The following is a 13099-nucleotide window of genomic DNA, read 5'->3' on the forward strand; positions in this document are numbered from 1 at the left end:
GATATGGAAAAACTAAAACCAGGAATTAAAATATATGCAGATGAACTTTCTAAAATTGTTCAGATTAATTCAGGACTTATACATCATTCAAAACAACATTCTAATGAATTAATTTTTAAAGATGAAAAATTTTCACAAAAATATGAATCGGAGGCTTATTTACCTAAAAGAGATTGGCGAAAATTAAATCTTTCAGAATATAAAATTATAGCAGGAAATAATAAAGACAAAAAAGATTACAATTCTGTATTTATAGGTGAAATTCCTCAAAATATTCAATTATTATTTGATGGTTTGAATTTAAAAGAAGCTCAATCTGATGATGAGGTATTTAGGAAATTCAGAGAAAATCAAAATTTAATAAGTGAGATTAATTTGCTGTTAAATGAATTTCTTGAAAATATTTCGCAGGGGTCTTTCAGATTTATGAGTTTAGCGACTAATTATGCAAATAGTGAAGTTGTATCATTAGACAAACGAAAATTTCCAATAGGTTTTACAATTAATGACTTGAAATTTATTGGCATTCATAAAGATAGCTCCGAAACTATGACTTTACATACAGCTCATAAGTTTGGCAATAGAATTTCTTTGAATATTGGCAAAGAATCACGTTATCTGTTGTTAATTAATCTTTCCATGCTTCAAGTTTACAACATGATTAAAACGAAAATGAATGTACATGAAAATGAAGTGAATAATAAGAATATAACATCCTATTTCATGAAATTATTTCCAGATTATCCTGTGCTGAAAATAGAGCAGCCTCCTTATCACTATTATATTGCTCCCACAGATAATTGTTTTCATGACGGCTCAACTTTTGGCAGTTCATCTTTGGATATTGTAATGACATATCTGGGGAAGTTTTTAATTTAATCATAATATATTATATGAAATATACATTAGTATTTGTCTTTTCAATATTGTCACTTATTCATATCATTGCTCAAAAGAAACTTCCTGTTTTAAGAGCTAATTCGTCTAAGGCAATTATTATTGAAGATGGCACTTTAAAAACAGATTGGAATATTGATCCATCTGTAAAACCAGATATTTATACGGTCTCAAAAATAGGAAAAGAATCTAAAATTGTTAAAGTAAAAACTGACGTAGATTCAGTTAAAATATTAATAAAGCAGGGGGAAAAGAAAGATTTTGTGATTCTTTTAAAAGGAAAAGATTCATGCTACACAAGAATCGAAAGTTCTCTGCCTAAAGATTTCAGCAAGGCAACGCCAGCATTTCATGATAGTATTCGTTTAGGAATCAATGAGCAGAATACGATGTTTGTGAAAACAGCGTTGAATAAGACAGATTCTCTTACACTCAATTTTGATACAGGAACGATTAACCTTTCTCTTACAAAAGATGCTTTGAAGGATAAAATTAAACAACCTCTAAAACCTGGTCTCAATATTCTTTCTATCGGAAATAAAAAATATCAAGGATTCAGAATTCGTCAGGTAGAGTTATCAGGGCATGGAACAGACGGAAGATTTGGCTGGGATTTATTCGATGGAATGGTGGTAGAACTCAATTACGATCTCGGTATAATGGTTGTTCATTCCAAGCTTCCCAATTTTGTACAAAAAGATAAATCGTATGAAAAGTTAAATATAAAATATTACGATCAATTATTTTTTGTAGAAACAACCATACAGGAAGGGACAAAAAAGAATAAAGATTGGTTTCTTTTTGATACAGGATATCAACGAACAGCAATGCTGGATGAACCTTTATTAAAAGAACAAAGTTTTCCAACAGATCAAATGAAAATAATTAAAAAAGTAATGATGAAAGGCGGTCAGGGAAATGAAGTTCCGGTTGTTACAGCCGATCTTCAATCGTTATCTTTAGGAAAATATAAACTAAAAAGTATTCCGGCTCAATTGCTCTCAGAAAGTAGGTTAGTAAGTAATAGAAGAATGCATATTTTAGGAAATGAGATATTAAAGAGGTTTAATGTATTTCTCGATTTTCAACAAAATGTTATTTATTTAAAACCGAATAAATTATTTAATGATAATTATATTGAAAGTAAATGATAACATCATAAAATAAATATTCCATAAATTTATAATCCTTAAAGACAAAAACTTTAAGGATTTTTTATTCTAAAAAAAATTAATTTATCTAATGGCGTTGATGGCTAAAATTTTTAACAAGCAGAATATATTCCTTCTCCTGTTAATCGTAATGGTCTTTATGGCAAAATTGATTCCTTTTAAGGAGTCTTATAATGAATTTTTCAATCTTTCAGCTTTTATCGATTGGGGAATTGCCGGGATTTTCCTTTTGTACGGACTGAAACTTAATTTAAAAGAAGTCGTAAAAGATATTTCCAACTGGAAGCTGCATTTACTCATTCAGTCCGGAACTTTCATTTTTTTTCCGCTGCTGGTTTTACTGTTTTACCCATTGGTGAAAAGCTCAGAATTTGAAAACATCTGGCTTTCCATATTCTTTCTTGCCTGTTTGCCATCAACGGTTTCATCATCTGTGGTCATGGTTTCTATTGCTAAAGGGAATGTGACTTCTGCGATATTCAATGCGTCTATCTCAGGATTAATCGGAATTGTCATGACGCCATTATTGATGAGCTTTTTCCTTGAACCCACTTCCGGTTCCGAAAATCATGGCGAAGTCGTTCAGCAGCTTTTAATTAAAGTTTTATTACCTATCATTTTAGGAATTTTATTAAATCCAGTATTCAAAAAATGGATTACCAAATATTCAAAGATCATTGCAGAATTTGACAGGCTGATTATTTTATTAATTGTCTATGAAAGTTTCTCCACAGCATTTATTGAAAATATTTTCGGTTCAGTTCCTCCAATTGTATTTTTAATTCTGGCATTCAGTGTGGTTTTTTTATTTTTTGCGGTTTACAATATTTTGCAATTCATTGCAAAAAAGATGAGGTTCAATGCGCAGGATGTCATCACAGTAACATTTTGTGGTTCAAAGAAATCTTTAGTACACGGAAGTCTCTTTCTTTTGGTATTGGGAGTTCCTGATGATCAGAAGGTTTTATTTCTGTTACCCGTGATGGTTTATCATAGTTTTCAGCTGTTCTATGTGAGTTGGCTGGCAAGCAAAATAGCACAAAGAAAATCAGTCGTTTAAAAATTATTTGATTATCTTTAATTCTATGAAAATTATGAAGAAAGCGACATTGTTATCATTAGCAATAATGGGTTCCTGGGTCAATGCACAAAAAATAAGTCAAATCCTTGAACAAAAAGGTTCATTTAGAAAAGATACCGTTTTTAGTATTAAAAGTGAGACAAAAGAAACTTATCTTCCTGTTTCTATAATTAAAGGGAAGGAAAAAGACCCCGTTTTCAGTATCGTGGCAGGAATTCACGGTTACGAATATCCACCAATTGTTGCCATTCAGGAAATATTGAAGGAAATAGATCCCGATCAGATCAAAGGAACGATCATCATTGTTCCTATTGCGAATGTTGGATCTTTTCAGAAAAGAACACCTTTCATTAATCCTTTAGATCAAAAAAATTTAAACAACGCTTTTCCGGGTTCTGCAAATGGAACTCCGACAGATCAAATTGCAAATTTGATCACAAAAGAAATTATCTCAAATTCAACGATATTTCTAGATATTCACGGAGGTGATGCCAACGAAGATTTGCTGCCATTTGTATGCTATTACAATAGAAAAGATACTCCCGAAAATACTAAGTTGGCTCATGATTTATCAGCTCAGTCGCAAATTGATCATATAGTTTCATATCCATATAATTTAACCCAAACCGAACCGGCAAAATATGCTTTCAAACAAGCAACCCAACAAGGAATTACTGCGTTAAGTATTGAGGCTGGGAAATTAGGAACTGTTCAGAAAGAAAATGTAGACCTGATTAAAACGGCGGTGTACAATATGCTGGGACATTCCGGAAATTATGTAAGAAGAAAATCGAAGTTCATCAACAAAAAAACAGCAACTCTGCTCAATCAGCAAGACTATATCAAAGTTCCTGAAAACGGAATTTTCTACAGCGATTTGAAAAGCGGAGACAAAGTAAAAAAGAATCAAATAGTAGGCTATATCACGGATGAATTCGGAAATAAAAAACAAGACGTTATTTCAAATACAAACGGAATTATCCTCTATAAAATAGGAACTCCACCCGTCAACAAAGGTGAAACCTTATTTTGCATCGGCTATACCGAAAAAGATAAAATTTAAAACAAATATCAAAAGCACTGCTATCATTCGCTGAGTGAAACGCCCTTGCGAACTTAAAAAAGAATAGTAGTCAAAAAAAACTTAGCGCCCTTTGCGTTAAAAAATACAAAAGCGTAAAGTTTAAAAAACTAACTCAAGACAAAAATCTTTGAGATCTTAGTTAAGTGAAACGCCTTTGTGAACTTAAAAATAGTTAGTAGAAAAAAAAATCTTAGAGTCCTTTGCGTTTAAAAATATTAGTTTAAAATATTAAAAATGAAAAAAATATATACCATCATTGCTTTATCAACAGCAGTCATCGCTTTCTCACAAAAACCTTTAGACAAAGTAGAACCCGCATTTTGGTGGAAAGGAATGAAAAATCCCGAACTCCAGATCATGGTCTATGGAAAAGATATAGCCAATAATGAAATTGAACTTTCGGATGGTATTCAGGCGAAAGATATTCAGAAAACTGAAAATTCGAACTATGTTTTTGTAACGGTAAATACCAATGAGATCAACGTTCCGAAGTTTAAAATTAATATCAAAAAAGGTAAAAAAAATATAGGTTCTTATACATATGAATTGAAACAACGAGAACCTAACTCTGCTAACAGAGAATCATTTACCTCAAAAGATGTAATGTATCTGATTATGCCGGATCGTTTTGCCAACGGCGATGAAAAAAATGATTCTCAACCCAACTTAACCGAAAAAGCAAACAGAATCCTTCCCAATGGACGCCATGGCGGAGATTTGCGAGGAATCATCAATAATTTAGATTATATTCAAAATCTTGGTGCAACGGCTGTTTGGTTAACTCCGGTGAATGAAGATAATGAAAAAGTGTATTCTTATCACGGCTATGCCCAGACAGATTTATACAAAATCGACGGTCGTTATGGTACGAATGAAGAATACAAAGAACTTTCTCAAAAATTAAATAAAAGAAAGATGATGCTGGTGATGGATTATGTTACCAATCACTGGGGGATTTCGCATTGGATGATCAAAGATTTACCGACCAAAGATTGGATTCACTGGTTTAATGATGGTGAAAATGGTTTTAAACGTTCTAATTACAAAACCACAACACAATTCGATACCAATGCTTCTGAAATTGATAAAAAAGTCGCGTTGGATGGTTGGTTTGATACCACGATGCCGGATATTAATCAGAAAAACCCTTTGGTTTTAAAATATTTAACACAAAATGCAATTTGGTGGATAGAATACGCTGAATTGGGCGGCTTTCGGGTAGATACATATCCTTACAACGATAAAGAAGCGATGGCAAAATGGGCAAAAGCAATCACGGATGAATATCCGAAATTTAATATTGTTGGAGAAACTTGGCTGAATACTGCTGGTCATATTTCGGCTTGGCAAAAGGATTCCAAAACGGGAGAAGCAGCAAATTACAACTCCAATCTTCCATCTGTCATGGATTTTATGTTGTATGGAGATATGCCGAAAGCATTGAAGGAAAAAGAAGGCTGGGATAGCGGGATGAATCGTATTTATAATAGTTTATCAAGTGATTTCCTTTATCCCGATATCAATAATGTAATGGTTTTCTTCGAGAATCACGATACCGAAAGATGGAATGAAATTTTTAATGATGATCCGAAAGCATATAAATTGGGGCTGACATTAATTTCAACCGTTCGTGGTATTCCTCAAATTTATTATGGTTCTGAGGTAGGAATGCGCGGTGATAAAAATAAAGGTGGGGATGCCGATATCAGAAGAGATTTTCCGGGTGGCTGGAAATCGGATAAAATAAACGCTTTTAATCCATCAAATCAAACGCCTGATCAAAAGGAATTTTACCAGTTCACACAGAAATTACTGAACTGGAGAAAAGGAAAAGAAGTGATTCACACCGGAAAAACTAAAAATTTCGTTCCTCAGAATAATGTTTTTGTGTATTTTAGATATAACGAAAAAGAAAGCGTAATGGTAGTTTTAAATAACAATGAAAAAGAAGAAACATTGGATCTGAAACATTTTGCAGAATCTTTAAAGGGATTTTCAAAAGGAAAAGACATTATTTCCGACAAAGAATTTTCATTGCAAAACCGCTTAACAATCCCAGCGAAAACATCGATGGTCATTGAATTGAATTAAAACACGAATAGCACAAATGTTTTCACAAATATCACAACCAAGTCTCCGTGATCTTATTTAAGTGAAACGCCTTTGCTAACTTAAAAATGTTTAGTAGTTAAAAAAAGAAAACTTTGCGCTCTTTGCGTTAAAAAAAGAATTAAATACGAATAGCATAAATGTTTTCATAAATATCACAACCAAATCTTTATGATCTTGTTTAAGTGAAACGTCTTTGAGAACTTAAAAACAGTTAGTAGTTAAAAAAGAAACTTTGCGCTATTTGCGTTAAAAAATAAAATTAAACATGAAAAAAACAACAATATTCTTTACATTCATCCTGTTTGTATTGAGTTTTACAACCATTTCAGCTCAATCAAAATTCGACAAAGAAAAAACAGCAATCGGAACAATGCTCGATGGTTTCAATGTCGCAGCAGCAAAAGCTGATTTCATAACCTATTTCAATTATTTCGCCGACGAATCCACATTTATCGGAACAGATGCTACCGAAGTTTGGGATAAAAAAGCATTTATGGTGTGGGCAAAACCTTATTTCGACAAAAAAACAACTTGGAATTTCACTTCATTAAAAAGAAATATCTATTTCAGCAAAGACGGAAAACTGGCTTGGTTTGATGAATTGCTGGATACTCAAATGAAAATCTGTCGCGGTTCGGGCGTTGTTGAAAAAATCAACGGACAATGGAAAGTGAAACAATATGTACTTTCTGTGACGGTTCCGAACGATATTGTAGATAAAATAGTGGCAGAAAAAGCTCCGATTGAAGATGCTTTAATTCAACAATTAAAATCAAAATAACACAATGACGAAAAAAATTAAACCAAATTTATCCATGCTTCAAATCATCAACATGAGCATGGGATTTTTGGGAATTCAGATGGCTTTTGGTTTGCAAAACGGAAATGCGAGTAGAATTTTAGCAAATTTCGGAGCAGACGTTCATGAATTATCATGGTTTTGGTTGGTTGCACCGATTACGGGATTGATCGTTCAACCCATCATCGGTCATATGGGAGACAATACCTGGAGTCCTTTGGGAAGAAGAAAACCTTACTTTTTAATTGGAGCTATTCTTTGTGCAATCGGTTTGGTGATGCTTCCAAATGCAGCTTCTGCAACGCAAATGATGGCTGCAAATGTTTTATTATTGGCGGTGATTTTCTTAGCAATGATGGATGCTTCAATCAACGTGGCGATGGAACCATTCAGAGCTTTGGTCGGAGATATGCTGCCAAAACATCAGGGAACGATTGGCTTTTCTGTTCAGACGATTTTAATAGGAATTGGAGCGGTTATTGGTTCGGATTTACCAAATTGGTTGACAAAATGGGGCGTTTCAAATTCAGCTCCCAAAGGTTTTGTTGCAGATAATGTGATTTATGCTTTTTACATTGGTGCGGCGGTTTTAATTGTATCCATTTTATATACGATTATTACGACTAAAGAGTATTCGCCTGAAGAATTTGCGGCATTCGATGATGGTAAAGAAGTTGTGGAACATCAATCTAAATTTTCAGATATCTTCAAAGATTTTAATAATATCCCATCTCAGATGAAAAAACTGGGAATTGTTCAGTTTTTCTCATGGTTTGCGCTGTTTACAATGTGGGTTTTTACGACGAGTGCTTTGGCGACTCATCATTTTGGGCTTTCACCGGATGATACACATTCTGCAGAATTTAATAAAGCCGGAGATTTAACGGGAAGTTTGTTCGGAAGTTATAATTTCTATGCGATTTTCTTTGCTTTTGCTTTAACACCGATCGCAAAATTTATTGGAAAAAAACAAACTCACGCTTTAGCTTTGGCTTGTGGTGGTTTGGGTTTAATTTCGATGTATTTCATTAAAGATGTCAATAATCTTTGGATCTCAATGGTCGGATTGGGATTTGCTTGGGCAAGTATTCTAGCGATGCCTTATGCGATGTTGATCGATTCAATTCCGCAAAAGAAAATGGGCGTTTATATGGGGATTTTCAACTTTTTCATTGTGATACCGCAGATTATTAACGGTATTTTCGGAGGTCCGATTGTGAGTGGTGTTTTCGGAAAACAAGCCATTGATTATGTAGTTGTTGGTGGAGTTTGTATGTTGTTGGGAGCGGTTTTAACATTATTTTTCGTTAAATCAGAACATGATACTCCAAAAGAAATTGAAGAAGAAATTCAACAGGTACATTTTTAAAATAAAATTTCAATACTTATAAAACGGGCTTCGGTTCGTTTTTATATTTTTATTTAAAAGTTAAACAGCAAAATAATCAAAATACACTTTATTTATGAGTATGATAGGAAATTTATTTCGGGTAACAAAAGCTGAACTTGAAGAATATTTAAATGACAGTTCTATGTTAAAAGACTGGCTTTACGGTGAAAACGAAGAGCTGGATTATCTAAATCCAGATGATATCGACAAAGCTTGGGACGGAATTCTGTTTTTATTGACAGGTGATGGAATATCGGAAATAAATCATCCGCTTACGAAAGTTTTATTCAGCGGGCAGTTGATTGATGAAAATCAGGATTTAGGATATGGCCCAGCTCATTATTTAACGCCTGAACAGGTTGTTGATTTGAATAAACAGATTGCTGAAATTACCGTTGATGATCTTAAATTAAAATTTGATCCTGAGAAAATGACCGAGTTAGGAATTTATCCTGAAATTTGGGCAGAAGGAGATGATGCCTTTGATTATTTAGCGGATAATTTTTTAGTCGTTCAGAAAATGTATGCGGAAGCCGCGAAGAATGGGGAAGGAATGATCACGTATTTAAATTAAGAGAATTTTTCATTTTTTTAATAGATCTCTGTGTCTTTATATAAGTAGAACGGCTTGGTGAAACTTAAAAAATCAATTTTCAAAAAACTTAATGAACTTTGTCTTCAAATCTCAGTGATTAATGTTCAATAATTGTTGATCATATTTCCATATCGTTTCTTACCTTACATCAACATTTTTCCGATTCCTCCACCGTACATTTGTATCATTAAATCAGACAATATGAAAACAGTATATCATAAAGCAGATACAAGAGGTCACGCCAATCATGGTTGGTTAGATTCTTATCATACATTCAGTTTTGCGAATTATCAGAACCATGACAGAACACACTTTGGTGTTTTAAGGGTTTTGAATGACGATACCGTTTCTCAGGGAATGGGCTTCGGAACACACCCTCACAAAAACATGGAAATCATTTCTATCCCTTTGGAAGGTGATTTGGAACATAAAGATTCTATGGGAACAACGGCTGTTATTAAAAAAGGCGAAATTCAGGTGATGAGTGCCGGAACGGGGGTGATGCACAGCGAATATAATAAAAATAAAGATGAAGCGGTAAAATTTCTTCAAATTTGGGTTTTCCCAAAAGAAATGGATGTGGAACCGAGATATGATCAGAAAAGCATCAAAGAAGGTGAAAAAATCAACGGATTCCAACAGATTTTATCCCCTAATAAAAATGATGACGGAGTTTGGATTCACCAAGATGCATGGTTCAATTTAGCCAATTTCACCAAAGGAAATGGCAAAAATTATATGCTTAATAAAAAAGGAAATGGTGTTTATGCTTTTGTATTAAAAGGAAGCGCAAAAGTGGGCGACAGAATTTTAAATGAAAGAGATGGCTTAGGAATTTGGGATACTCAAAGTTTCAATATCGAAGCTGAAGAAGACACGGAAATCCTTTTAATGGAAGTTCCAATGGAATTACCGGCGTATTTGAAATAATTAAAACAAAATAATTTTCGCATAGTAAAAATTTCCCTCCATTGAAGGGGTGGCGAAAATTCGAAGAATTTTTGACGGGGTGGTTAAAAACATAAAATATTAGATTTTCACAAAAATCTTCCCGACCTTTGCGTTAAAATTCAAGACAGTTATAAATAACTTTACTTTAAAATAGATAGAAAACAATGAAAATTTTAGCAGTAGCAGGAAGTAATTCCGAGACGTCAATCAATAAACTATTAGTTTCTTACGCTTCATCATTAATTGAAAATGCAGAAGTTGAAATCGTAGACATGAACGATTTTGAAATGCCAATTTACAAACACCAAAGAGAAGCAGAAAGCGGAGTTCCACAACAAGCTCACGATTTTGCTGCAAAAGTTGACGGAGCAGATTTACTTTTAATTTCACTTTCAGAACATAATGGAACATATTCAACGGCGTTTAAAAATGTGTTCGACTGGACTTCAAGAATCAAAGACAGAGCAGTGTGGAATCAGGTTCCAATGTTGTTGATGGCAACAGCTCCTGGAGGAAGAGGAGGTTTAGGTGTTTTAGAAGCTGCTGAAAAGCGTTTCCCGCTTCACGGAGGAAATATTGTTGATACTTTCACACTTCCTTTCTTCAATGATAACTTTGATAAAGAAACTCAAAAAATATCTAACGAAGAGAAAAACAGTGAGTTAAAAGAGAAAATTCAGAAAATTTCGGCTATCGAATCTATCCTTGAAAAATAGATTTGAAAATTAATATAAAATTAATATCTTTGCAAAAAGAAAAGAAATGAAAATTCAGACCTCCTATAAAGAATGTTTTTCCGAGAAAGGGAAAATTGTGGGCTCTGAAATTCTCAGATAAAATAACGGCCGATAATCTACTAAGATTGTCGGCTTTTTTGTTTTCTAAATTTGAATAAAAAGTAAAAATAAAATGTGTCAATCGGGCACCCTGGCCATTGAAATTATGGCTAGATTGTTAAACTGATACACTGTTACATTAAATACTATGAGCAACACGTACAAATCTGCAGGAGTAGACAAAGAGGAGGGATACAAAACCGTTGATAAGATCAAAAAAGCGGTGGGCGAAACTCACAATTCCAATGTATTGAATCATTTGGGAAGTTTTGGAGCTTTCTACGAAATCGGAGGCTACAAAAATCCTGTTTTGGTGTCAGGAACAGATGGAGTTGGGACGAAACTTAAAGTGGCTTTAGACTCAAAAAAATACGATTCTATCGGGGTAGACTGTTTCGCAATGTGTGCAAATGACATCCTTTGTCACGGTGCAAAACCTCTATTTTTCCTAGATTATTTAGCTTGCGGAAAACTGGATTCAGAAATAGCTGCTGAGATCGTTTTAGGAATGGTAGAAGCCTGTAAAGACAACAACTGCGCATTGATCGGTGGAGAAACTGCTGAAATGCCGGGAATGTATCAACCTGGAGATTACGATGTTGCCGGATTCTGCGTAGGAATCGTAGAAAAAGACCAGATTATTGACGGTTCAAAAATCAAAACAGGTGATAAAATCATTGCGTTACCAAGTTCAGGTTTCCACTCAAACGGATTCTCTTTGGTAAGAAAAGTGTTCCCGGATTTCAACGAAGAATTCGAAGGAAAACCTTTGTACGAAACGCTTTTAGTTCCAACAAGATTATATTATAAAGATATTCATAAAGTTATTGCTGATGTTGAAGTGGCTGGTATTGCTCACATCACGGGTGGTGGTTTGTACGAAAACATTCCGAGAATTATCGGTGACGGACTTTGCGCGACAATCGACGCTTCAAAAATCCAGATTCCAAGCATCATGTTGGAGCTGGAAAAAAGAGGTGGAGTAGCTCGTGAAGAGATGTTCGGAACATTCAACATGGGTGTCGGAATGATCGTAGTTGTAGATGCTGAAAAAGCTGAAAAAGTACTAAGTCTTCTAGATGATGCTTATGAAATCGGAGAAATCACGGAAGGAACTGAAAAGATTGATTTAAAATTTTAGGAGCTTAATCCCGCTTTCCGCTATATCTTTTTCGTTACGGCTTCCGCTTCGCTCCAGCCGCAACAAAAAAGGATGCCGCTGCAATCGGGGCTAGTTAATAACATAGAAAGCTTTATTAAGGTTCGAAACCTTGACAAGGCTCACAAAATAAAATGAAAAACTTAGTTATACTCGTTTCAGGTTCAGGAACAAACCTTCAGAGAATCATCGATACCATTGATAATGGAGAAATCCAGAATGCAAAAGTATCTTTAGTAGTTGCCGACAGAGAATGTTACGGACTTGAAAGAGCAAAAAATCATAACATAGACAACGTTCTGATTCCGAGAGGAAAAAACTTCAGCGGCGAATTGAGTAAAATCATTCCGGAAAATACAGATTTAATTGTATTAGCAGGATTTCTTTCAATTCTAAAACCTGAGTTTTGTGAAAACTGGGTCGGAAAAATAATCAATATTCATCCGGCGTTGCTTCCGAAATTCGGAGGAAAAGGAATGTGGGGACATCACGTTCACAACGCGGTAATTGAAGCAAAAGAAAAAGAAAGCGGAGCAACCGTACATTTTGTAACTCCGGGAATCGATGAAGGAGAAGCCATTCTTCAAAAATCATTCGAAGTCACAGAAAATGACACTCCCGAAACCGTTTCGGAAAAAGTTCATATCATAGAATACGAAATTTTCCCAATCGCAATAAACAAAGTATTGAATAATAATTAAAACACTAATTATTAGCGATACAAAAAATTCCCCTCCTTTGGAGGGGTGGCAAAAATTCAGAAAGAATTTTTGACGGGGTGGTTAATAAAGATAAAGTATTAAAAAAACATCCACCCTTTGCTGAGTGAAACGCCTTTGCGAACGAAAAATATTCAGCAAGAAAAATAAAAATCTTAGCGCTCTTTGCGTTAAAAACAACAGTTTGTCATTCCGTAGGAATCTAAGCAGATGCTTTCAGAATGATAAACAGAAAGTAAAAAAGTTAGTATTAGAGATGTCATGCTGAGCTTAAAGTTTATCCTGAGCTTGACGAAGGAAAGCA

The 13099-nt window shown here is 34.2% G+C and carries 12 protein-coding genes; all 12 read left to right on the forward strand.

Features of this window, described 5'->3' with window-relative positions; translation table 11 throughout:
- Positions 1-3: 3 nt before the first annotated feature.
- A complete protein-coding gene (locus tag ABEG63_RS09770) occupies positions 4-879 on the forward strand; it encodes a hypothetical protein (RefSeq protein WP_346584372.1) in 876 nt (291 codons plus the stop codon).
- A 14-nt stretch (positions 880-893) separates the two neighbouring features.
- On the forward strand, positions 894-2048 hold the full coding sequence (locus ABEG63_RS09775; protein ID WP_346584374.1) for a hypothetical protein: 1155 nt from the start codon (positions 894-896) through the stop codon (positions 2046-2048).
- Between the two features lie 91 nt (positions 2049-2139).
- Positions 2140-3129, forward strand: coding sequence for a bile acid:sodium symporter family protein (locus tag ABEG63_RS09780; RefSeq protein ID WP_346584376.1), 990 nt, complete (start codon positions 2140-2142; stop codon positions 3127-3129).
- A 34-nt stretch (positions 3130-3163) separates the two neighbouring features.
- Positions 3164-4213, forward strand: coding sequence for a M14 family metallopeptidase (locus tag ABEG63_RS09785; RefSeq protein WP_346584378.1), 1050 nt, complete (start codon positions 3164-3166; stop codon positions 4211-4213).
- 255 nt (positions 4214-4468) lie between these two features.
- The gene (locus tag ABEG63_RS09790) at positions 4469-6325 is read left to right on the forward strand and encodes a glycoside hydrolase family 13 protein (RefSeq protein WP_346584380.1); all 1857 of its coding nucleotides are present in this window, start codon (positions 4469-4471) and stop codon (positions 6323-6325) included.
- A 286-nt stretch (positions 6326-6611) separates the two neighbouring features.
- Positions 6612-7127 (forward strand): nuclear transport factor 2 family protein, encoded by a 516-nt coding sequence (locus ABEG63_RS09795; RefSeq protein ID WP_346584382.1) that lies wholly within the window; start codon positions 6612-6614, stop codon positions 7125-7127.
- Between the two features lie 4 nt (positions 7128-7131).
- Entirely contained in the window at positions 7132-8514 is a 1383-nt protein-coding gene (locus tag ABEG63_RS09800) for an MFS transporter (RefSeq protein WP_346584384.1), read from the forward strand.
- A gap of 94 nt (positions 8515-8608) precedes the next feature.
- On the forward strand, positions 8609-9109 hold the full coding sequence (locus ABEG63_RS09805; protein ID WP_346584386.1) for a YfbM family protein: 501 nt from the start codon (positions 8609-8611) through the stop codon (positions 9107-9109).
- A gap of 222 nt (positions 9110-9331) precedes the next feature.
- Positions 9332-10060, forward strand: a complete 729-nt coding sequence (locus tag ABEG63_RS09810; protein WP_346584387.1) for a pirin family protein — start codon at positions 9332-9334, stop codon at positions 10058-10060.
- Positions 10061-10245: 185 nt separating this feature from the next.
- A complete protein-coding gene (locus ABEG63_RS09815) occupies positions 10246-10797 on the forward strand; it encodes an NAD(P)H-dependent oxidoreductase (RefSeq protein ID WP_346584389.1) in 552 nt (183 codons plus the stop codon).
- 268 nt (positions 10798-11065) lie between these two features.
- Positions 11066-12058, forward strand: coding sequence for a phosphoribosylformylglycinamidine cyclo-ligase (purM, locus tag ABEG63_RS09820; RefSeq protein ID WP_346584391.1), 993 nt, complete (start codon positions 11066-11068; stop codon positions 12056-12058).
- 152 nt (positions 12059-12210) lie between these two features.
- Entirely contained in the window at positions 12211-12777 is a 567-nt protein-coding gene (purN, locus tag ABEG63_RS09825) for a phosphoribosylglycinamide formyltransferase (RefSeq protein ID WP_346584393.1), read from the forward strand.
- Positions 12778-13099: the final 322 nt, after the last annotated feature.

The organism is Chryseobacterium sp. C39-AII1, assembly GCF_039672645.1.
In the GTDB taxonomy this organism is placed as follows: domain Bacteria; phylum Bacteroidota; class Bacteroidia; order Flavobacteriales; family Weeksellaceae; genus Chryseobacterium.